Raw genomic sequence first — 21,465 nt, 5'->3', positions numbered from 1 at the left:
ACGTACTTGGAGGAGTCTGTCACAAGGGGGTATCTATGCCCTTTCGTGATGGACTTTTTTTATTTTTTGATTAAAACTATGAGAGGAAGGCAAGCTAAGCTGATAGTGACAATTTTTTAATTTGCCGCGCCAGCGCTGAAAACTAATGTGTGAATGGAAGACAACCATTGGCTATTGGGCCCCTTTAGCAAAAGTATCGCGTTTACACATAAAATGGTTCATTTATTAGGAAGGAGGATTTTCTTGGAATTCGTGTTATTGATTTTTCTACCAATTGTGGTTGCCCTTTTCGTTCCGCTCCTTTTCAGGAAACTGAAAGCCATACATACTGGGTGGTTCGTCTTATTAGTCCCTATCGCCCTATTCATTTATTACACCGGATTCATCACGACGACAATGGACGGTGGACATGCACTATCAGAGTTGCAGTGGATTCCGTCTCTCGGCATTTCATTTGTTTCCTATATTGATGGACTTAGTCTGTTATTTACATTACTAATAACAGGGATTGGTGCATTAGTTGTACTGTACTCTATCTTCTATCTCGATAAAAATCGTGAGAAACTAAATAACTTCTACGTCTATCTACTTATTTTCATGAGCGCGATGCTTGGAGTCGTGCAGTCAGACAATGTTATTTCCCTCTACTTGTTCTGGGAATTAACGTCCATTTCCTCATTCTTGCTTATCGGCTATTGGAATACGCGTGATGGTTCACGATTTGGTGCATTGAAATCGATGATGATCACCGTATTTGGCGGGCTGATGATGCTTGGAGGATTCATTCTGTTAGGCATTATGGGAGATACGTTTTCTATCCGTGAACTTATCGCCAATGCTCCAACTTTTATAGGGCATGAATTCTTTACGCTGGCGCTCGTTCTCGTGTTGCTTGGTGCATTTACGAAATCAGCACAGTTCCCGTTCCATATTTGGCTTCCGGATGCAATGGAAGCGCCTACACCAGTCAGTGCCTATCTACACTCAGCAACAATGGTTAAAGCTGGTCTCTACCTTGTTGCTCGGTTCACGCCTATTTTTGCCGTTTCTGAAGTATGGATCTGGCTCGTTACAGGGATTGGACTTTTGACACTGTTCTGGGGCTCGATTTTCGCAGTGAAACAAACCGATTTAAAAGCGATTCTTGCTTTTTCAACAGTCAGCCAGTTAGGACTCATCATGTCTCTACTTGGCGCAGGTGCGCTTGCCTATCACTCCGATGATCCGATTTTTAAATTCGCGACATTCGCAGCAATCTTTCATTTGATTAACCACGCGACCTTTAAGGGTAGTTTGTTCATGATTGCGGGTATTGTCGATCATGAAACCGGTACTCGGGATATCCGGAAACTCGGCGGGTTAATGAGTATTATGCCAGTCAGCTTCACGGTCGCATTCATCGGATCGATGTCGATGGCAGGCCTGCCGCCATTCAACGGCTTCCTGAGTAAGGAAATGTTCCTTCAATCGATGTTGGCAATTCGCCATTTTGAACTGTTCAACTTTGCGACATGGGGAATCGTCTTCCCTGTTATCGCTTGGATTGCCAGTGTATTCACATTCGTCTATAGCTTTTACTTTGTATTCAAGACATTCGCAGGTCAACGAAAAAGCGAACCACTACCGCATAAACCGCATGAAGCACCTATCGGGATGCTTGTATCTCCCGTTATTCTCGCGGCGTTAGTAGTTGGCATCTTCTTCATCCCGAATCTGATTGGGAAATGGTTTGTGAAACCCGCTGTGATGGCTGTCCAACCTGGTTTGTACAGTCATCCTTCGGAAGTCGCTGTTCACGTAATGGCTTGGCATGGCTTTGACGCTCCGGAATTGTGGATGACGGTTTCACTTGTCGGAGTCGGGATTGTCTTATTCCTAACAATGGCAAGATGGCAAAAACTATATGACATCCAGCCGGAATACTTGTCGTTGAATGCTCTGTATGATTCAGCCATGTTATTTAGTGAAAGCGGAATGAACCGTATTTCCCGCTTCTATATGACAGGTTTAATCCGCACATATTTAATGTATATGTTTGCATTTATTGCTTCAATTACAGCTGCGACGCTATTCATTAAAGAAGCTTTCGTTGTCGATATGGACAGTTTTGCACCGGTAAACTTATACGGTGTCCTGACCGCTATTGTTCTGATTATCGCAGTTTGTATGGTTCTGCTTGCCAAGACAAGACTGTCTGCAATTATCGCACTTGGTGGCGTTGGGTATTCGGTTGCTTTGTTCTTCGTTATTTTCAAGGCACCCGATTTGGCACTTACACAGCTCGTCATTGAAACGATATCAGTTGCCTTGTTCTTGTTAGCCTTTAAGCATTTGCCGTCGCTTAGTAATCACGGCCAAACAAAGCGCAATAAGCTTGGGAATCTGATTATCGCGGCCGGAGTCGGAATCACGGTCACACTCGTTGCATTATCTGCCCATTCACAAAAACTGATTCCATCTATATCGCAGTATTACAAAGATACAGTTGCAACAGAAGCGGGCGGCGGTAATATCGTCAACGTCATTCTCGTAGATTACCGCGGATTTGATACATTGTTTGAAATTGCAGTTCTATCAATCGCTGGAATCGCAGTACTTGCTATGATTCGTCTGAAGTTGTCAAGAAAGGGGGAGAATACGGATGAAAACAAATGATGTCATCTTACAAACGACAACAAAGATCGTATTCTTCATTATTTTCCTTTTTTCAATCCATATTTTCTTTGCAGGACACTATACACCCGGAGGCGGATTTGTTGGTGGGCTGCTTACAACTGGAGCAATTGTTCTTCTCCTGCTCGCCTTCGATTTAAAAACGGTGCAACAAGCTTTGCCTTTCAACTTTACAATTGTGACAGGTATCGGCTTATTGCTTTCACTAGGAACAGCTGCAGGCTCAATCTTTTTTAACGTTCCGTTCTTCACACACGCTTTCGATGATTTTACGTTGCCGTTGTTCGGAACAACTTCCCTTCATACAGCGATGATTTTTGATGCGGGTGTCTACCTTGTCGTCGTAGGTGCAGCTGTTACGATGATTCAAACGATTGGAGGGGATGCCTAATGGAATTTGTAATGGCTATCGTCATCGGAATCCTTTTCATGGCAGCTGTCTATTTGATACTATCCAGAAGCCTCCTGAAAATCATACTCGGGACTGGCTTGTTGAGTCATGGTGTTCATTTGCTCGTCCTTACGATGGGCGGTCTAAGTGGTGCATCTCCACCGGTCTTAGCGGAAGGGGTAACTGACTATGCAGATCCCTTGCCGCAGGCTTTAATTTTAACGGCGATTGTAATTAGCTTCGGTGTTACTGCATTCATCCTAGTTTTAGCCTACCGTACGTATGCTGAACATCAGACTGATGACATGAACCTCATGAAAGGAAATGACGAACATGATTAATCTGCTTTTATTTCCAATCATATTGCCATTCCTTTTCGCTATTCTCCTTCTGTTCTTCAAGGAGAATATCAAGGTACAGCGATCATTGACTTGTATCGGGCTGCTAATCAGCCTGGTTGCCGCACTTTTCCTAGTTGCAAAAGTAAAAGCAGACGGCGTTCAGGCACTTACACTTGGGAGTTGGCCGGCTCCGTTCGGAATTACTATGGTTTCCGATATGTTGTCTGCATTACTTGTAACAACAACAATCCTGATCACACTCTTTGTTGTGCTATACAGTTTCACCGCAATTGGCGAAGAGCGGGAGCGTTACTTTTATTATCCCGCTATCCTATTCATGATTACAGGTATCAATGGCGCATTTACAACAGGTGATATTTTCAATATGTTCGTATTCTTCGAAGTGCTGCTCATCGCCTCCTATCTTTTAATCGTTCTGGGCGGTGAGAAAAGACAGCTTCGCGAATCAATTAAATACATACTCGTCAATGTCATTTCATCTGCATTATTCGTTATCACAGTGGCTTATCTGTACTCCGTTGTCGGCACATTGAATATGGCCGATATTTCAGTGAAAATCGCTGAGATTGGACAGCCGGGCATCATCACGGTGATTGCAATTCTCTTTTTAATCGTGTTTGGTGTAAAAGGATCTCTTTTCCCGCTTTACTTTTGGCTACCGGGATCTTATGCGGCACCACCGGTTCCCGTGCTTGCACTGTTTGGCGCATTGTTGACTAAAGTCGGTATCTACGCAATCATCCGGACGTACACACTGTTTTTCGTTCATGATATCGGGTTTACTCATGGGTTATTATCCGCATTGGCACTGCTCACAATCATTGCCGGTTGTATTGGCGCACTCGCCTATTTCGATTTAAAACAAATCATTATCTACAATATTGTAATTGCTGTAGGTGTCATTTTATTCGGCGCTGCGCAAATGAACGAGTCCGGGGTATCCGGTGCTGTTTTCTATCTGATTCATGACATGCTTATCAAAGGAGCCTTGTTCCTTCTAATCGGCATCATCATTTACGTAACTGGAACCTCCAATTTACGTAAAATGGGTGGATTGATGAAAACGCATGCTCCTTTAGGCTGGATGTATTTAATCGCAGCATTTGGACTGGCAGGTATTCCGCCATTAAGCGGGTTCATTGGAAAGCTTCTTATTGTTAAAGGGGCATTCGAGGCCGGGCATGTCTTTGGGAGTATTGTTATCCTCGCATCGAGCCTTGTCGTTCTATTATCTGTCATCCGTATTTTCATCTATGCATTCTGGGGCGATCCCACTACTGTGGAATTGCCGAAAACAAACCGTCGGACATATCGGAAGATGATGATGCCCGCTGTTGCATTAGTCATTCTATCTGTGCTGTTCGGGGTTGGTACTGAATGGCTCGTTCCTTACATGACGGATGCAACAGACGTATTACTACAACCATCCATCTATATTGATGCGGTGTTAAAGGAGTAGATGACGATGGCATTTCAACTATTATTGAACTTTTTCATCGCTCTCGTCTGGATGTTCATGAGCACCTCATTCACCGCTTCGACATTCATCATCGGGTTCTTGATTGGTTTGCTTTTGATCATTATGACGAGACGTTTTTTCCCGGACAGACTGTATATCTGGCGACTGTGGGCGACTTTAAAGTTAGCACTCCTCTTCTTCAAAGAGCTGACTTTGTCTAATATTTCTGTACTCCAAGTCGTCTTACGGCCAAAGATGGATATTCAACCGATGATTTTCGCCTTGCCGACTGACCTTGAACATGACTGGGAGATTACATTGTTATCAAGTCTGATCACATTGACTCCAGGAACAATCGTTCTAAACGTCTCAGACGATCAAAAGACGCTCTATATACACGCCATTGACGTCGATGATGTTGAGGATGCAATCGATTCCATTAAAAATTCATTTGAAAAAGCGATTAAGGAGGTGAGCCGCGCATGATGACATTCATTTGGATTTGTCTCATTCTTGTCATCCTATCAATTGTCGGTCTTTTGTATCGTGTATACCGCGGTCCTTCTATTCCAGATCGTCTCGTTGCGCTGGATGCAATCGGCGTCATGCTCATTTCGGCAATCGCACTCTTATCGATTTTATTCGATACCGGATATTTCATGGAAGTTATCTTGCTAATTGCGATTATGTCATTCATCGGAACCGTATCATTCTCCAAATTCATTGAGAAAGGAGAGATAATTGAGCGTGATCGTACTAGCTAATATCCTCATTGTCTTTACAATCGTCGTTGGCATAGTTTTCACCATCGTGACAGTCATTGGTGTTATTCGTTTACCGGACGTGTATACGAGGGCGCATGCTGCTTCTAAGAGTGCGACGCTCGGTGTGCTCAGTATTCTGTTAGGCGTGTTTTTTCACTTTTGGTTGAAAGAAGGACATTTCAGTATACAACTCCTTCTTGCAATTGCATTTCTGTTTATTACCTCTCCGATTGGTGGACATCTAATGAGCCGAGCAGCTTATATATCAGGTGTAAAGCCGACAAAGCTTACTGTCGGGGATGATCTTGCTGAAGTTGTAAAACAAGCAAAATCGAAGAATTCTTCAACACATCAGAAAGAAGACTAAGAAAAGCGCCGGAATCTAGCCAACGGCCTAAGTTGAATCGCTTATCTTTAAAAAAATACCTGCCAGCCGAAAACTCGGTTGACAGGTATTTTTTACTTTTTAGTAAGGCCCGTAATAGCCGTATGGTTGATACGGATATACAGGGTACTGATATGGATATGGGTACGGTGGGTATTGATAAGACTGATATCCGCCATATCCGCCCCCTGGGAATAATGCACTACCTAATAAACTGCCTGCAAATCCCCCGATAAAAGGACCTCCAAATTCACCAAAACCAAAACCGCGACCGAAGCCGCCGTGACCATAACCGCGGCCACGACCGCCGCCACCGTGAAAACCTCTAGGCATAATCATTCCCCTTTCCCACTTATCCTATTCAAATCAATCTGCAGGAAGGGGGTCAATTGCCTATCAACCTTCTATATCAGTATCCGCCATTCGCTCAATAAATGTCGCCAGGGTACGTACCATGACACCAGTCGCGCCTTTTGGCCCTAAATCATGTGCTGCCGTGGCATCTGATGTCCCTGCAATATCAAGGTGTATCCAAGGTGTATCCCCTGCAAACTCACCCACAAATCCCCCGCCAAAAATCATATGGCCGTCTCTGCCAGGGGAATTATTCAAGTCTGCCACTTCACTTTTACGAAGTCTTTTCTTGTCATTTTCCGTCAATGGAAGCCTCCAAACGAACTCTCCCGTTTCCATAGATGCTTGCATGAACTCTTCAAAGAATCCTTCGTCATTTGTAAGTGCCCCTGTCTTATCCATTCCTAGCGCTACAATGACACCGCCAGTTAAGGTCGCAACGTCAATCAGACTGTCTGCACCAGCCTGTTTGGCATATGTAACTGCATCTGCTAGAACGAGACGCCCTTCTGCATCTGTATTTAGCACTTCAATTGTTTTTCCGCTTAGAGATGTGATAACATCGTCCGGCTTGAAAGCATCTCCGGAAACCATGTTGTCTGTCGATGCGATGACCGCGATAACATTTTTTGCAGGGCGTAACTCGCCAATAATCGTCATCGCACCTAGAACAGCAGCTGCACCGCCCATATCACCTTTCATACCAACCATTCCGTCTTTCGTTTTCAACGAATAACCACCGGTATCATATGTTATTCCCTTTCCAACAAGGCCGACAACATCTTCCCATTTTTCCGTTGCCATGTACTTCATGACAATTAACTTAGGCTCCTCCACTGAACCTTTGTTTACTGCCAGAATGGCACCCATGCCGAGTTCTTCCATCTCTTTTTTGCCAAGCACATCAATTTCAAAGTCATATTTTTCGGCTACATCGCGCGCGTATTCCGCCATTTTAGTCGCCGTTAAAATATTTGGCGGCATATTGACAAGCGTACGGGCTTCATTGACCGCATGCGCATGCACGGTTCCTACCTCGAATGCTGCTTTTAGTGCATCTTCATCTGCTGTTGACAAAAATGACAATGATTCTAATGCAACATCGCGTTCATTTGAATCAGTACGGTATCCTTCGAACTTATACATTCCAAGCCCAATTCCTTCCGACGCAGCAAAAACAACATCTTCGCATGTTAGCTTGTCGTTTGTAAATGGAGCTGTCCAAATAGCGGCTGAAGTTGTTTTCGTGCTTGCAAGCGCTTTCCCGATTGCTGCAAATACTTGTCGTAACCGATCTTCAGTCAATTCCTTTTGCAAACCAAGTCCGATGAAAATTACACGTTCGTAGCCACTAATTTCAACTGATGGCATTTTTACAATACTTTTGAATTCAGTTTTAATATCTCCGGATTTAACCCATTCTGTTAAGCGTGGACTGAAAGAACTAAGAAATCCGTCCCACCCTTCCACGTTTTCTGGATGCTCAGGTACACCAATCACGAGGACTTCTGCTTCTACCTTACTAAAGTCTGGATTCATAATTATCGTTTTCATTTAATTACCCCCATTTTTTCTTACACTCTTTAGTATAACCTAAATTTTCTGCCCTTTGTAACGATTCGTTCGGCAACCGTACTATATATTTTGAACAAATGAATACGGCATAGGTGCTTTATAATGGATAGAATCAGAAATCCTGCTAATATCGCATTGTGGATGGTCTATGTGAGAAAGCACATTTCATTATCTATGATGAGACTTGCAACCTGGAGTGCCATAAATCGAACGAATGTGATCAACGAATGTCCCAATACAGGATGAATGGATTAGATATCCTGCTAATATCGCTTCGGCGCTTTGTGGATGCCTCCCGCGATAAGCCGGAAAGAACACCACTTGGGAGGGATTGAGCTGCATCCCTCCTTGCTCTTATCGCTCCGGCTACCACGAAGTCGCGCCTTCGCTGGATGGGCTATGTGAAAAGGAGTATTTCATTAGCTGTGATGAAATCTGCAATCTGGAGTGTGTCTTTCTTGAATATACGTAGTATCAACTAGTACTCACATTATAATCTCGGCATATACATCTAAAAATCACATTTCTCTCGATAATGAACACCCTAGCGCAGGCGCGGCAAAGGGGTCGCCGAAACCGTAAGACTGGATGCGAAGCGCTAATCCAGGCTTACGGTGAAAGGCATCCCCAAAGCGCCAAGCGATCTACAATCCGCACCCGAGAATGGGATCAACGAATGTCCCCATACATGAGGAATGAATCAGAATTCCTGCTAATACCGCTTCGACGCTTTGTGGATGCCTCCCGCGATAAGCCGGAAAGGAGAGCACTTTCAGTCTTATCGCTCCGGCTACCACGAAGACGCGCCTTCGCTGGATGGCCTATGTGAGAAAGAGCATTTCATTAGCTTTGATGAAATCTGCAACCTGCAGTGCGTCTTTCTTGAATCTAAGTAGTGTCAACTAGTACTCACTTTATAATCTCGGCATGTACATCTCAACATTACATTTCTCTCGATAATGAACCCCCTAGCGCAGGCGCGGAAAAGGGGTCGCCGAAGCCGTAAGACTGGATGTGAAGCGCTAATCCAGGCTTATGGCGAAAGGTATCCCCAAAGCGCCAAGCGATCTACAATCCGCACCCGAGAATGGGATCAACGAATGTCCCAATACAGGAGGATAGAATTAGAATTCCTGCTAATATCGCTTCGGCGCTTTGTGGATGCCTCCCGCGATAAGCCCGAAAGGAGAGCGCTTTCAGTCTTATCGCTCCGGCTACCACGAAGTCGCACCTTCGCTGGATGGTCTATTTGAGAAAATGTATTTCATTATCTATGATGAACTATTGAATCCGGTGTATAAACTAAGCGAAGGCGCTTTAACAGGGGTAGCCGAAGTCATAAGACTGGCGGCGAAGCTGCTTGGCTTATGGCGGGAGGTATCCCCTAGCGCCGTAGCGGTTCAATGGAATTCTTTAATTCAACACATATATTAATTATTCCTACAAATCAGCTTCTGCGTTTGAGGCAACTACATCGTATTCAATTGTTCAACATATACAACTTATTTTTTTGTCACATGCCAATATGGTATACTTATTGTACAATTTTCGCACAATAAAAGGAGTGGAACGAGATGGCCCTATTACAAAACACCCCGCTCCTGGCGGCATTATTTGGAATCGTCTTTGCTCAATTCGTCAAAATTCCGATCCACTTTTTTCTTGTCGGTAAACTTGACTGGAAATTGATGACCTCGACAGGTGGAATGCCAAGCTCCCATTCCGCCGCGGTTACATCCTTAACCACTGCGATTGCTTATGAATCCGGGCTTGATTCTCCCCTCTTTGCTGTCTCGGCTATCTTTGCCGTCATTGTTATGTTTGACGCCACAGGAATTCGCTATCAAGCAGGACAGCAAGCACTTATCATCAATCAGATGCGAGTGGACTTCCAGACGTTCGTCCAAGAGGCAAAAGGCTGGCAGCATAAAGATGGTCAACAAAAAATTCAAGAATTGAAAACATTGCTAGGTCACAAACCAAGTGAGGTGTTCGCAGGAGCCGTAACTGGTATCCTCATCTCTGTAATACTTTATTCATTCATTATTTAAATAAGGAAAAGGATGTCTACAAGCATTTATCGCTTGTACACATCCTTTTTTTTAAAACATTTGATAACCTTGTTTTCTGAGTAGCTTAATAACGATACCTGAAATAATCGCTCCTACCAGTCCGCTTACTAAAATGAGAATATCCGCTGTATGCAGGGCCAAAAGCTTTTCTCCAAGAAGTTGGAATGCGTATTTCGGTTTCGTGAAGTATTCATACACTTTTACTTCATCAATAATCAGTATGACGACAATCGGGTAAATGATGGCCATCAACCATGTCATTCGAAGAAGCATATTCAAAAGGAATCCTATACCAAAAAACATGACAATGAAAATCATTACGGATAATACGACGTGCGTTAGTGAAATGGTTCCCAATGTAACTACCTCCGTTTTCCATTCATTATTTTACAGGAACGGATGAAAGCTTTCAACATTACTAGAGCCGTTCGATAATTTGTCGAAATTTAGACGAATAGATAATTCTATCGCCGGTATCACTTTTTGAAAAAGAGTTTATACGAAGTATAGCCGAATTGATCTCCAGGATTGATATTTTCAATTTCGTCAAAACCCGATTCAATCACCTTTTCAGCAATCTCATGAATCATAACAGAAACATCCTTATCTTCTTTCAATTCAAATGGACTTTTCCATGCCACTTCCGAAATTTCTTTCAGCTGAGGTATTAAGACTTGGTCTTCTTTCGCAAGTGTAAGTAGAAATATAGCCATGTTATCGCTAATTTCTCCGTTCAATACACCGGTACGGAATCCAATCATACCTTCAAGCCGGCAGATAATTCCCGTCTCTTCTTTTACTTCCCTAATTGCAGCTCGATCTGCCGTTTCATTGCCTTCAACGAAACCTGCCGGAATGGACCATAACCCCTTAAGACCACCATACTTTTTACGAACGACAAGCCACTGTCCTTTGCTATTAACAACAAGACCCGCTGCTCCAAGCCATACATTACCCCTCATTTTCCGTGACATTAGTTTCCCTCCTTGATAAAGTGCAAGGCTGATGCCCGGAACGCAGTAAGTTTTGATAACTATACTTTATTATCTTTCAAAAAAAACACCCGCCGTCATTGACAGGCGGGTGCTTCAAAAATGTTTTATTTAAGTAAGTTGAATTTACCTTTTTTCAGTGTAAGACCTGCTCCGCCAATCATGAATAGAGCACGGTTATCAATCATTTTTTTCATGAATGAAGCTTTAGTACCCGTTACTTTTTTACCGAATACTACACCAATTGCATCGCTATCACCTAGTGAACAAACGCTTCCTTTTAAGTCAGGTACGAACTCTGAAGTAGGATTGCCTTTCATAAGTGCGATGATATTATTCGCACACATGTCGCCTTGTTGCATAGCAATTTGTGCAGTAGGCGGGAATGGACGGTTCACTTCTTCGTTGATCATAAGCGCGCAGTCTCCAACGATGAATACATCAGAATGACCAGGTGCACGAAGATCTTTGTCTACTTTAACGCGAGCACGCATGTTTTCGATACCCGTTTCTTCAATCAAACGGTTACCACGCACACCAGCAGCCCAAACGACTGTACCAGCTTTGATAAATTCAAACTCATCTTCGCCTTTTTTAAGATTGACGCCCTCAGGAGTAGCTTCTACAACTGGTGTACCAATTGAGAATTCAATTCCTTTAGAGTTCAATTGTTTAACTGCATACTCCACAAGTTCAGGATCAAATCCTGGAAGAACCATAGGGGCTGCTTCTACACATAGGACACGTACTTTTTCTTGCGGAACGTCGAACTCTTTGCAAAGTTCTGGAACACGGTTACCAAGTTCACCAAGGAACTCGATTCCTGTGAAGCCCGCTCCTCCTACGATAATTGTCAGGCGGCTATCGTCTTTAACTTCTTCAGTTGACCAAGTCGCGAATTGATATTCAATATGTTCGCGGATTTGACGTGCAGCTTTAACATTGGCAATCGAGAAAGCATATTTATCAAGACCTGGGATACCGAATGTTTCTCCTTCAAAACCAAGCGAGATAACAAGATAATCGTATGTATGAGTACCAACGTTTGTCGTTACGACTTTCCCGCTAACGTCGATTGCTTGAACTTCGGCTTTAATAAATTTAACTTTATTACTATTAATAACATTTGCTATATCATAACGTACAGATTCAGGAGACATTGTTCCCGCAGCAGCTTCATGAAGCCATGTCGATTCATAATGGTAATCATTTTTGTTTATAAGAACGACATCTGCATCGTCCGCTCCAAGAGATTTTTGCAAGTTAACAACCGTTGTTAAACCGCCATAACCCGCACCTAATACTAAAATTGTCGGTCTTTTCACGAAGATCGAAACCACCTTTGATTTTTTTATGTGCCCAGCCCACGTGAAATCGATACACCGACGATTTACACAGTCCCGGCCTTTGTCATTTTTTCGACAAACTTCTATCTCTTATAGTAGCCCTTTTGATACGGCATTTCAATAGTATATTTGAAATAGCAAATATTTGAAAATACTGACTAAACCCCTACAATTATAATGAGACTAAAAAGCCCTCCTAAGCATGACTTAGGAGAGCCCGCGTAACGATCAGCAGTCTGCTGGCGTTCCTTCTTTCTTAGCTGTTCTGAATGATGTTCCGCAACCGCATGAAGCAATTGCATTCGGGTTATTTATCGTAAATCCGCCACCCATAAGGGACTCTTTATAATCAACTTGTGTGCCTTCAAGCACTCCGGCATCTTCACTAGAAACGAGAATTTGTAAACCGTGCTGTTCAAGCAGAATATCGTCCGGTGACTTTTCAGTTTCGAAACCCATACCATATGTCAACCCGCTGCATCCTCCACCGTTCACAGCGACACGCAGAAATGATCCTTCTTCTTCATTATGAAGCATCATTTCCCTTACATGAATTGCCGCTGCTTTTGTAACTTCAACAACCTGTGTCATTCGTGTTCACCTTCCCTTTGTTTTCTTCATTCCATCATACCAATTAAAACAAGCTGAACGCAATCATATTAACTCCTGTATTGAGTGTTATGCGCTATAATGAATTGTCTAGTACGAAAGGAAGATTTATATGGAAATCAGCCCATTTTATGATAAGAAAGTAACGTGTATTAATTGCAAAAAACACTTTACAACTATAAGAATCCGTTCGAGGTTCGTTCGAGTTGCATCCCACGAAAGTGATTTCAAACCAGTCTATTCAGATCCTGAAGTAAATCCCATCCTATATAACGTTGCCGTCTGTCCTCATTGCGGTTTCTCTTTTACTGATGACTTTTCCCCTTACTTTGCTCCCGGCACGGAAGAAGATATAGCCGAACGGATAACATCTCAGTGGAACGGCCGATCATTCAGTGCTGAGCGTGATACCGATGAAGCCATTGAAACTTATAAGTTAGCCTATTTAAGCGCTATGTTCAAGAAGGAGAAAGTTCTTACACTTGCGGGACTTACCCTGCGGATTGCTTGGTTATATCGTCAAAAAGGGGCAAAGGAAGAAGAGAAGCGTTTTCTACTAATCGCCAGAAATTTCTATAATGCTTCCTATTCAGAAGGCGATTTTAAAGGAACACAAATGTCTGAAACAAAGGTACTGTATTTGATTGCGGAACTATCATGGAAAATCGGGGATGAAAATGAGGCAGTAAAGAGTTTTTCCCGTATCCTTGAAAGCCAGCGCACATCGACTGAACCAAAAATTATTGAAATGGCTAAAGAACGATGGCAAGATATAAAAGAGTGGCGCAAGGTATCCGAATAGACGTGACAAGCGTCAGTCTGCAGTGGAAGCTTTTCTTGTCGAGAAAATAGAAAAAGCGAACCGAATTCCGGCCCGCCCACTTAAAAATTAAAATACTTGTTCCACTTCAACGACGCCTGGAACTTCTTCCAAAAGAGCGCGCTCAATACCTGCTTTTAGTGTAATTGTCGAGCTTGGGCAAGTACCGCAAGCGCCAAGTAGACGTAGTTTCACGATACCATCCTCGATATCCACAAGTTCACAGTCTCCTCCATCACGTAAGAGGAATGGGCGTAATTTATCTAATACTTCTTGTACTGGTTCAGTTAACATTGTATCTGACATTGTTTTTTAACTCTCCTTTCCTTATACTTATTATAAACTGGAAAGAAGAAAAAATCCAACAATCAATCGAGAGGGGACAAATAAAGTGAATAAAGTTATTATAAACATTGAAATTTACGGAGCAGATATCATTTGTGCCAGTTGTGTAAATTCACCTTCCTCCAAAGATACATATGAGTGGCTTCAGGCTGCTATCGACAGAAAGTACCCAAACCAACCGTACACTATCGATTATATTGATATCGAATCAGATGTTTCCGATGACAAGCATAAAAAAATCATACAGCAAATACAAGACGATGAGTTTTTCTATCCACTCGTCATGATCAATGATGAAATGGTCGGTGAAGGCTATATTCAATTAAAACCTGTGTTTACGGCATTTGAAAAGAATGGCTATGTAGCTGAATCGTGAAATGATAAAAATATAGTATAAATGAGAAGAGAAAATCCCTTACCCGCCAGTATGCAGGTAAGGGATTTTTCACACGCCATGAAATTGTGAAATTCTCATATTGTGGACAAGTTACAAGTTCGAGAGTTGTCATCTAGACTCCAGCGCTTTTGTTTAACCATTATGCCATTTATACATCCAAAGCACACCTGATTTTAACAATCGAGCAATACGGCCAGTTACAGTACGATCAGCTAGGTATGCAAATCCTTGTTTCTTACCAAGGGATCCTAGGAACCCTTTCAACTTGATTTCTGGCATTGTCTCTGGCAAGGGCTCATTGTTCCAGACATTGCGCAAGACACGTACAATCTGCTCCGCCTGTTCCTCTGCGACTTGTGCACTCGGTGCGTATGGAAGGGCCGCACAGTCCCCTACAATATAGACATCATTAAAGTCAGGCAACTGATGATACATATTCAGTACAACTCGGCCTGATCCATCTTTTTCTGTATCGATATTTTGTACAGCCGCGACAGGACGAATCCCTGCTGTCCAAACGACAGCATCGACCGCTATCGTTTCTTCATGATTAAAGAGTGTAGTCGGTTCAACTTTTGTAATATTGGAGCTTGCAACGACGTCGACATTATGCTCGTCAAACCAACCTTTGACATAATTGCTGAGTCTTTCAGGGAAGTCTCTCAAAATACGCGGGCCGCGATCAAACAATTTAATATTCAAATCCGGTCTGCTTTCCCGCAGCTCACTGGCAAGTTCGATTCCGCTTAAACCGGCTCCAACAATACCAATTGTTGCTCCGCTGCCAAGGCCAAGTAGTTTTTCATATGTAACCCTGGACTTACCAATTGTTTGAATACTATACGTATATTCAGCAGCCCCCGGCACGTCATGATAGTTATCTTCACAGCCAAGGCCGATGACCAATTCGTCATACATGAGTTGGACACCATCATCGAGATAGACACACTTTTCATCTGGTCTGATTTCTATAATTTCTCCACTGACAACTTTCAATCTATCATGTTCTGGAAGCGGAACTCGTACAACCGAATCTGAGACAGTTCCAGAAGCCAACGCATAAAATTCCGTCTTCAAGCTATGGAATGGGGTACGATCGACAAGCGTTATTTCGATATCTTTCGGCAGTTCTTTTGTCAATAAACGCAGTAAAATACGCATATTTCCATATCCAGCGCCTAATAATACAAGTTTTCTCATGTTTTTTCTCCTTTGTAATACAGTAATCCGTTGTTTTCCCAAATACGATTATAACAGTTTGTGACATGTTTCACAATAAGTCATCATAAAGCGAAAGATTAATCAGTGGAATTCGGTGCCCCACTAATCAACAGCCGCAACCCATATGATATACGTAATAGACGCTGCTACGTCCGCTTGCCCCTGAATGCGGGATAATTGACGTGCGAGGAAAAAAAGAGTAGGATTCCAAATAGGTGAGGTGATCGTCGTGAATCCGATTGTCGAGTTTTGCATGAGTAATATTGCAAACGGTTCACAAGAAACATTTGAAAAGTTGGAGAAAGATCCAAATCTTGATGTTCTTGAGTACGGTTGCTTAAGTTACTGCACAAAATGTTCAGATACGCTGTATGCGATCGTCAATGGTGAAATCGTCGAGGCTGATACGACAGACGAGCTGACTGAACGCATCTATCAATATATAGAAGACAATCCGCTCTTTTGAGCATTATGACTAACCGCCTACTCAAGGCGGTTAGTCTTTTTACATTCCCCATTCAAGCAATGACTCATACGAATAGGTGGGCTTCTGTTTTCTCGCTTGTACTTCTTCTCGTGATGTAACTCCCCCAGCAACATGTACGGTATCAATGCCGAAACGAATTCCTGCTTGTATATCCGTCTCGTAATTATCACCAATCATGACCATTTCTTCTTTTAGATAGCCGTTCTCTACCTGAATGAATTCAAGCATATGAGGCTCTGGTTTACCGACAAATACTGGAGTTATTCCCGTCGCACTTTCCAGCAATGTCACGAACGATCCATTACCAGGAACGAGTCCTCTCTCCGTTGGAAAAGCTTTGTCGCTATTCGTTGCGATAAAATTAGCCCCTGCCCGTATTGCAAGACAAGCATCGGCCAATTTCGCATATGTCACGCCCCGGTCAATCCCCATGATTACAACATCTGGATTTTCTTTGACGATCTCAATCCCTTCGAATGCTAATGCTTCTTCCAAACCTCTTTCGCCAATCATCATGACAGATGCACCATTATAATTCTCTTTGCAATACTTCGCCGCAGCAATAGCGGATGTCATAATACGATTACGATCTGCTTTTATGCCGAAAGAAGCTAGCTTTTCTTGCAGTTGCAGACACGTCATCGACGAATTGTTTGTTATGAAATAAGGATCAATGCCTCCCTGTTGCATTTCCCCAATGAACGTAACCGCTTCTGGAATCGGTTCTATTCCTCGATAGACAGTGCCATCCAAGTCAAGACAGATTGCTTTGTATGTTCCCATGATCATTTGTCCTCTGGTAAGAATGCGGAAACAGGTCCGAGTTCATGTTCAAGGTAGTGACGAACCTTAGTTGAAAATACAAGGAGTTCAGTCATCGACGCATTTAATACACGCTGGATTTCTTCGCTATCCACTTTTGTGAAGTCGCGAACGATCATCTTTCTAAGCTCGACAACTTGTTTTAACGGCTTGGCCATTTGCGAAGTAATGACCCGCTCGTCTTCCATAATGTCGATAATATCTTCATAACTCCCTGGATCACGCATGATAAAACCATCAATCATCGTATTCCCGACATCAATAATCGATTCGATGATGACATTCGTTATCCGTTCAAGCGCTAGTGAATGAATGATATCCTCTTGCCACTCATTTTCACTTTTATATAATTCAAGCAAATTATCCATATGGTTAAGCGATTCACTAATTTGATTTCGGTCGACAAAATACACGGGCTTTTCCCTCCTGATTGTTCACTATCTTCACCTCATGATACCATATTTGCTATGCGTAACAAAAAAAGACCCACGTGCGGATTCAAGATCCACGCGCGGGCCCAATTATTCAGGTACTTCGGAAACTTGCGTTTCCAGCTTAACCCGTCCTATTTTTTTCAATACAAAATAAGCGCAGCCAAAATTACAGTATTCGTAAAGATAATCCTGTAATGTACTGATTTTAGTTTCATACGTTGCTTTCTGGTTTGTGTCTTCAAAAAAACCTTTTAAACGGAGTTGTCCGTATCCCCAGTCCCCAAGTATATAATCGTATTTAAGGAGCACGTCACTATATCTCGCAAGCAATGCTTCTTCATTAAAGCCTTCACGGTAATCCTTTACAATTTCAAACTGCCAACTTTCTAATGTTATCATTCCACTATCACCGCCAATTTAGCTTTGCAGTGTTGTTTCAAGTAGTTCATCGCCTTGACGCTGCCTTTCTTTTGCAGCCGCATTCACCTGCTCGTCGGCATGGTAACTCGAGCGTACTAGAGGACCTGCCTCGCAGTGTGAGAAACCTTTCGACTTTGCAATTTTTCTTAGTTCATTGAATTCTTGCGGCGAATAATATTTCTGTACTTTTAAATGTTTTTTTGATGGCTGTAAATACTGACCAATTGCCATTATATCAACTTTATGTGCAAGAAGATCATCCATTGTCTCGAGGATTTCTTCATGCGTTTCACCAAGCCCAAGCATCATAGATGATTTTGTAGGGATATCGGGTTGCATCTCTTTTGCACGGAGCAAAAGTTCGAGTGAACGGTCGTATGTCGCACGCGCACGGACTCTAGGTGTAAGACGGCGTACCGTTTCAATATTGTGGTTCAAGATATCGGGTCTAGCATCCATAAGCCGCTCCAAATTTTCATAAACCCCACCCATATCGGAAGGTAAAACTTCCACTGTTGTAAATGGATTTTTTCTACGGATGGCACGAATTGTTTCAGCAAATACTGCAGATCCTCCGTCTTTCTGATCATCACGTGCTACTGCCGTCACAACTGTATGTTTTAAATTCATAAGCGCAACAGAATCGGCAACACGTTCCGGCTCAGCAAGATCAAGTTCAGTTGGTAAACCTGTTTTGACCGCACAAAAACGGCATGCACGTGTACAAACCGCACCAAGGATCATGAATGTAGCGGTACGTCTCTCTCCCCAGCATTCGTGAATATTAGGGCAACGTGCTTCTTCACATACGGTATTTAAGTTATTCTCCCGCATGATTTTCTTAAGATCTGTATAGTTTTCATTCGTATTCAGCTTAATTTTCAACCAATCCGGTTTTCTAACATATTCCGTTCTATTCCCTTGTTCCGGTCTGCATGACAAGATAATCGACTCCATTCCCATCGTTAATTGAAGGTTTTCATTACTGTTGTCAATGTATCATATATTCTGACTTCAAACAACCGTCATTCTGGCATATTTCGGAATAAAAAAGACAGCGCCTTGTTGTTAAACGCCATCTTTTTCAATGAATGATTAGTGACCGCCGAGATACGCATTCTTAATCTCTTCGCTGGCATGCAATTCTTCAGCAGTCCCTGAAAGAATAACACGACCCGTTTCAATAACATATGCCCGGTCAGCAACTGATAAGGCCATATGCGCATTTTGTTCTACAAGAAGAATCGTCGTTCCTTCTTCATTAATATCTTTTACAACTTGAAAAATCGTCTTGACCATTAGCGGGGCTAATCCCATTGATGGCTCATCCAGCAACAACAGTTTCGGCTTTGCCATAATAGCCCTGCCCATGGCTAACATCTGCTGCTCCCCGCCGGATAAGGTTCCAGCCGACTGCTTACGCCGCTCGTGCAGGCGCGGGAAAGTCTCATATACTTTTTGAAAATCCTTTTGAATACCCGCTTTGTCTTTTCTTAGAAAAGCACCTAACTCAATATTCTCTTCAACACTCATCTCCGCAAAAACTCGCCTGCCTTCAGGAACATGGGAAATTCCTGCTTGTACAATAGCCTGCGCCTGTTTGCCTGCTATTGAATTATTCAAGTACTCGATGGTTCCTTCCTTAGGTTTCAACAAACCTGATAATGTTTTCAACAACGTACTTTTTCCAGCTCCGTTCGCGCCAATCAATGTCACAATTTCGCCGGCATCTACATGTAAAGAAACACCCTTAAGGGCATGGATACTTCCATAATATACGTTTAGATTTTCAACTTTAAGCATGCTCATTCGTGCACTTCCTCCCCTAAATAAGCCTCTATCACTTTTGGATTATTACGGATTTCTTCAGGAGTTCCTTCAGCAAGGAGCACACCATGATCCAACACATAAATACGTTCGCAAATCCCCATTACCAAGTTCATATCGTGTTCGATTAACAAGATAGTTAAATTGAACTTTTTTCGAACAAAAGCGATTAACTCCATTAATTCTTTTGTTTCTTGCGGATTCATCCCTGCAGCCGGCTCATCTAGTAATAATAGCTGAGGTCCTGCCGCTAATGCTCTTGCAATTTCTAGCCGCCGCTGTTTACCATACGCCAAATTTTTAGAGTCTTCGTCTTTGTTTTTTTCTAATTGAAAGATTTTCAATAACTCCATCGCTTTCTCTTCCATTTCTTTTTCGCCCGAAAAGTGTGAAGGCAAACGAAACATAGAGCTAAGAACGGAGTGTTTTGCTAACGAATGATAAGCAACTTTGACATTATCTAAAACCGATAATTCATTGAACAAACGGATGTTTTGAAACGTCCGGCTAATTCCTCCCCGTGTAACCTGGTAAGGTGCCATCCCATTAATGCGCTTCCCGTTAAATAGTATATCGCCTTCCGTTGGCTTATAGACTCCTGTTAATAAGTTGAAACTAGTTGTCTTACCGGCACCATTTGGGCCTATGAGACCAATAAGCTCGCCTTGATTGATTTCCAAATTGAAATTCGAAACGGCCTTTAGTCCACCAAACTGAATACCAACATCTTTAACTTTAAGTAACGGTTCACTTGTCATGTTGGTCTCCTCCTTTTGAGCCTCTCCATAGCTTGAAGTAATCGGTAATTTCCATTGTACCCATCAACCCTTTTGGACGATAAAGCATTACAATAATCAACACAAGACTATAGATGATCATGCGTGTTTCTGGATAACCTTGCAAGAACGTGGAAACGACTGTCAATAAAATTGTAGCAACAATCGCCCCCGATAAACTTCCTAGGCCACCCAGAACAACATAGATCAAAATATCAATGGATTTTAAGAATCCAAAGTTTGAAGGCTGAATGATATAAAAGTTATGTGCATACAAAGCGCCTGCGACACCTGCGAAGAAAGCGCCAATTGCAAATGCTAACACTTTGTAATATGTTGTATTGATGCCCATCGCATCCGATGCTATCTCATTTTCTCGAATAGAGATACACGCTCGGCCATGTCTAGAATTTGTAAAATTGACGATAATTAGTATAGTTAGGAAAAGACAGATAAACGTAGTTGTCCATGTAGTTAAGTGACTAACTTGCATACCCGCTGCTCCACCGACATAATCAATATTTAAGAATACAATCCGAATAATCTCTGCAAATCCAAGCGTAGCAATTGCCAAATAATCTCCCCGTAATCGTAAACTCGGGATCCCTATTATTAATCCTGCAAGTGTAGCCACAATACCTGCCGCTAAAATTGCAATCGGAAAAGGTAATTGTAATTTCATTGTCACGATTGCCGATATATAAGCACCTACTGCTAAAAATCCAGCATGCCCTAGTGAAAATTGCCCCGTTATCCCAATAACCAAATGCAAACTGACCGCTAACATAATATTGATAGACATAAAGATTAATGTATTAGAATGGAAGTCATTTAAGATACCTACACTAATAAGAACTTGAATAACAGTATAAACGATAATCGATGAAGCAATAAATGACCAGAACTGTTTCGATTTTTTCATAATTTTACTTCA

At 42.4% G+C, this 21,465-nt stretch carries 27 protein-coding genes; 11 read left to right on the top strand and 16 right to left on the bottom strand.

What is annotated here, in order from left to right; all coding sequences use genetic code 11:
• Nucleotides 1-243 precede the first annotated feature (243 nt).
• The 7 genes from MKZ11_RS09870 to mnhG are packed head-to-tail and all read left to right on the top strand — an operon-like array spanning nucleotide 244 to nucleotide 6,016.
• A complete protein-coding gene (locus MKZ11_RS09870; RefSeq protein WP_340794253.1) occupies nucleotides 244-2,655 on the top strand; it encodes a Na+/H+ antiporter subunit A in 2,412 nt (803 codons plus the stop codon).
• Nucleotides 2,642-3,064, top strand: a complete 423-nt coding sequence (locus MKZ11_RS09865) for a Na(+)/H(+) antiporter subunit B (RefSeq protein WP_340794251.1) — start codon at nucleotides 2,642-2,644, stop codon at nucleotides 3,062-3,064. Before MKZ11_RS09870 ends, MKZ11_RS09865 begins: the two co-directional genes overlap by 14 nt.
• Nucleotides 3,064-3,405 carry a Na(+)/H(+) antiporter subunit C gene (locus MKZ11_RS09860; protein WP_340794249.1) on the top strand — a complete coding sequence of 114 codons (342 nt, stop codon included), beginning with the start codon at nucleotides 3,064-3,066 and terminating at the stop codon, nucleotides 3,403-3,405. The genes MKZ11_RS09865 and MKZ11_RS09860 overlap by 1 nt, the downstream gene beginning before the upstream one ends.
• Complete coding sequence (locus MKZ11_RS09855) at nucleotides 3,398-4,885, top strand: Na+/H+ antiporter subunit D (RefSeq protein ID WP_340794247.1); 1,488 nt, start codon at nucleotides 3,398-3,400, stop codon at nucleotides 4,883-4,885. Before MKZ11_RS09860 ends, MKZ11_RS09855 begins: the two co-directional genes overlap by 8 nt.
• Nucleotides 4,886-4,891: 6 nt before the next feature.
• Entirely contained in the window at nucleotides 4,892-5,371 is a 480-nt protein-coding gene (locus tag MKZ11_RS09850; protein ID WP_340794244.1) for a Na+/H+ antiporter subunit E, read from the top strand.
• Nucleotides 5,368-5,649 (top strand): Na(+)/H(+) antiporter subunit F1, encoded by a 282-nt coding sequence (locus MKZ11_RS09845; RefSeq protein WP_340794242.1) that lies wholly within the window; start codon nucleotides 5,368-5,370, stop codon nucleotides 5,647-5,649. The genes MKZ11_RS09850 and MKZ11_RS09845 overlap by 4 nt, the downstream gene beginning before the upstream one ends.
• Entirely contained in the window at nucleotides 5,633-6,016 is a 384-nt protein-coding gene (mnhG, locus tag MKZ11_RS09840; RefSeq protein ID WP_340796963.1) for a monovalent cation/H(+) antiporter subunit G, read from the top strand. The genes MKZ11_RS09845 and mnhG overlap by 17 nt, the downstream gene beginning before the upstream one ends.
• A gap of 99 nt (nucleotides 6,017-6,115) precedes the next feature.
• Here mnhG and MKZ11_RS09835 read toward each other — a convergent pair whose 3' ends face one another.
• Entirely contained in the window at nucleotides 6,116-6,373 is a 258-nt protein-coding gene (locus MKZ11_RS09835; RefSeq protein ID WP_340794240.1) for a hypothetical protein, read from the bottom strand.
• A gap of 57 nt (nucleotides 6,374-6,430) precedes the next feature.
• Nucleotides 6,431-7,942 carry a leucyl aminopeptidase gene (locus MKZ11_RS09830; protein WP_340794239.1) on the bottom strand — a complete coding sequence of 504 codons (1,512 nt, stop codon included), beginning with the start codon at nucleotides 7,940-7,942 and terminating at the stop codon, nucleotides 6,431-6,433.
• A 1,595-nt stretch (nucleotides 7,943-9,537) separates the two neighbouring features.
• On the opposite strand from MKZ11_RS09830, the gene MKZ11_RS09825 reads away from it, so the two are divergent.
• Nucleotides 9,538-10,014 (top strand): divergent PAP2 family protein, encoded by a 477-nt coding sequence (locus MKZ11_RS09825; protein ID WP_340794237.1) that lies wholly within the window; start codon nucleotides 9,538-9,540, stop codon nucleotides 10,012-10,014.
• Between the two features lie 51 nt (nucleotides 10,015-10,065).
• On the opposite strand, the gene MKZ11_RS09820 is transcribed toward MKZ11_RS09825, so the two are convergent.
• The 4 genes from MKZ11_RS09820 to MKZ11_RS09805 form a co-directional block, all read right to left on the bottom strand.
• Nucleotides 10,066-10,353 carry a YuiB family protein gene (locus tag MKZ11_RS09820; protein ID WP_445327043.1) on the bottom strand — a complete coding sequence of 96 codons (288 nt, stop codon included), beginning with the start codon at nucleotides 10,351-10,353 and terminating at the stop codon, nucleotides 10,066-10,068.
• Nucleotides 10,354-10,511: 158 nt separating this feature from the next.
• The gene (locus MKZ11_RS09815; protein ID WP_340794233.1) at nucleotides 10,512-11,009 is read right to left on the bottom strand and encodes an NUDIX hydrolase; all 498 of its coding nucleotides are present in this window, start codon (nucleotides 11,007-11,009) and stop codon (nucleotides 10,512-10,514) included.
• Nucleotides 11,010-11,134: 125 nt separating this feature from the next.
• Nucleotides 11,135-12,352 (bottom strand): NAD(P)/FAD-dependent oxidoreductase, encoded by a 1,218-nt coding sequence (locus MKZ11_RS09810; protein ID WP_340794231.1) that lies wholly within the window; start codon nucleotides 12,350-12,352, stop codon nucleotides 11,135-11,137.
• A gap of 249 nt (nucleotides 12,353-12,601) precedes the next feature.
• Nucleotides 12,602-12,964, bottom strand: a complete 363-nt coding sequence (locus tag MKZ11_RS09805; protein WP_340794229.1) for a HesB/IscA family protein — start codon at nucleotides 12,962-12,964, stop codon at nucleotides 12,602-12,604.
• A 130-nt stretch (nucleotides 12,965-13,094) separates the two neighbouring features.
• On the opposite strand from MKZ11_RS09805, the gene MKZ11_RS09800 reads away from it, so the two are divergent.
• Nucleotides 13,095-13,784: a DUF2225 domain-containing protein gene (locus MKZ11_RS09800; RefSeq protein WP_340794227.1), complete on the top strand. Its 690-nt coding sequence runs from the start codon at nucleotides 13,095-13,097 to the stop codon at nucleotides 13,782-13,784.
• An 87-nt stretch (nucleotides 13,785-13,871) separates the two neighbouring features.
• On the opposite strand, the gene MKZ11_RS09795 is transcribed toward MKZ11_RS09800, so the two are convergent.
• Entirely contained in the window at nucleotides 13,872-14,108 is a 237-nt protein-coding gene (locus tag MKZ11_RS09795; RefSeq protein WP_340794225.1) for a NifU family protein, read from the bottom strand.
• Between the two features lie 85 nt (nucleotides 14,109-14,193).
• On the opposite strand from MKZ11_RS09795, the gene MKZ11_RS09790 reads away from it, so the two are divergent.
• Nucleotides 14,194-14,523, top strand: coding sequence for a YuzD family protein (locus MKZ11_RS09790; protein ID WP_340794223.1), 330 nt, complete (start codon nucleotides 14,194-14,196; stop codon nucleotides 14,521-14,523).
• 153 nt (nucleotides 14,524-14,676) lie between these two features.
• Here the strand turns inward: MKZ11_RS09790 and MKZ11_RS09785 are convergent, their stop codons facing one another.
• Both MKZ11_RS09785 and MKZ11_RS09780 read right to left on the bottom strand, forming a co-directional pair.
• Nucleotides 14,677-15,744 (bottom strand): NAD(P)/FAD-dependent oxidoreductase, encoded by a 1,068-nt coding sequence (locus MKZ11_RS09785; protein WP_340794221.1) that lies wholly within the window; start codon nucleotides 15,742-15,744, stop codon nucleotides 14,677-14,679.
• 123 nt (nucleotides 15,745-15,867) lie between these two features.
• Complete coding sequence (locus MKZ11_RS09780) at nucleotides 15,868-16,020, bottom strand: hypothetical protein (protein WP_340797106.1); 153 nt, start codon at nucleotides 16,018-16,020, stop codon at nucleotides 15,868-15,870.
• Between MKZ11_RS09780 and MKZ11_RS09775 the strand changes: the two genes are divergently transcribed.
• Nucleotides 15,995-16,231, top strand: a complete 237-nt coding sequence (locus MKZ11_RS09775; RefSeq protein ID WP_340794218.1) for a YuzB family protein — start codon at nucleotides 15,995-15,997, stop codon at nucleotides 16,229-16,231. The genes MKZ11_RS09780 and MKZ11_RS09775 overlap by 26 nt on opposite strands.
• 39 nt (nucleotides 16,232-16,270) lie before the next feature.
• Here the strand turns inward: MKZ11_RS09775 and MKZ11_RS09770 are convergent, their stop codons facing one another.
• The 7 genes from MKZ11_RS09770 to MKZ11_RS09740 all read right to left on the bottom strand — a co-directional run bounded on the left by MKZ11_RS09770 (nucleotide 16,271) and on the right by MKZ11_RS09740 (nucleotide 21,453).
• Nucleotides 16,271-17,035 carry a TIGR01457 family HAD-type hydrolase gene (locus tag MKZ11_RS09770; RefSeq protein WP_340794214.1) on the bottom strand — a complete coding sequence of 255 codons (765 nt, stop codon included), beginning with the start codon at nucleotides 17,033-17,035 and terminating at the stop codon, nucleotides 16,271-16,273.
• Nucleotides 17,036-17,037: 2 nt separating this feature from the next.
• Nucleotides 17,038-17,487, bottom strand: coding sequence for a DUF86 domain-containing protein (locus tag MKZ11_RS09765; RefSeq protein WP_340794212.1), 450 nt, complete (start codon nucleotides 17,485-17,487; stop codon nucleotides 17,038-17,040).
• A gap of 108 nt (nucleotides 17,488-17,595) precedes the next feature.
• A complete protein-coding gene (locus MKZ11_RS09760) occupies nucleotides 17,596-17,907 on the bottom strand; it encodes a YutD family protein (RefSeq protein WP_340794211.1) in 312 nt (103 codons plus the stop codon).
• 18 nt (nucleotides 17,908-17,925) lie between these two features.
• Nucleotides 17,926-18,885 carry a lipoyl synthase gene (lipA, locus tag MKZ11_RS09755; protein ID WP_340796962.1) on the bottom strand — a complete coding sequence of 320 codons (960 nt, stop codon included), beginning with the start codon at nucleotides 18,883-18,885 and terminating at the stop codon, nucleotides 17,926-17,928.
• 138 nt (nucleotides 18,886-19,023) lie between these two features.
• Nucleotides 19,024-19,731 (bottom strand): ABC transporter ATP-binding protein, encoded by a 708-nt coding sequence (locus MKZ11_RS09750; protein WP_340796961.1) that lies wholly within the window; start codon nucleotides 19,729-19,731, stop codon nucleotides 19,024-19,026.
• A 2-nt stretch (nucleotides 19,732-19,733) separates the two neighbouring features.
• Nucleotides 19,734-20,513 (bottom strand): ABC transporter ATP-binding protein, encoded by a 780-nt coding sequence (locus tag MKZ11_RS09745; protein ID WP_340794209.1) that lies wholly within the window; start codon nucleotides 20,511-20,513, stop codon nucleotides 19,734-19,736.
• On the bottom strand, nucleotides 20,503-21,453 hold the full coding sequence (locus tag MKZ11_RS09740; protein WP_340794208.1) for a branched-chain amino acid ABC transporter permease: 951 nt from the start codon (nucleotides 21,451-21,453) through the stop codon (nucleotides 20,503-20,505). Before MKZ11_RS09740 ends, MKZ11_RS09745 begins: the two co-directional genes overlap by 11 nt.
• Nucleotides 21,454-21,465 lie beyond the last annotated feature (12 nt).

The sequence above is a fragment of the Sporosarcina sp. FSL K6-1508 genome, assembly GCF_038007465.1.
Classification (GTDB): domain Bacteria; phylum Bacillota; class Bacilli; order Bacillales_A; family Planococcaceae; genus Sporosarcina; species Sporosarcina psychrophila_B.
This window is presented reverse-complemented; position numbering and strand designations above follow the sequence as displayed.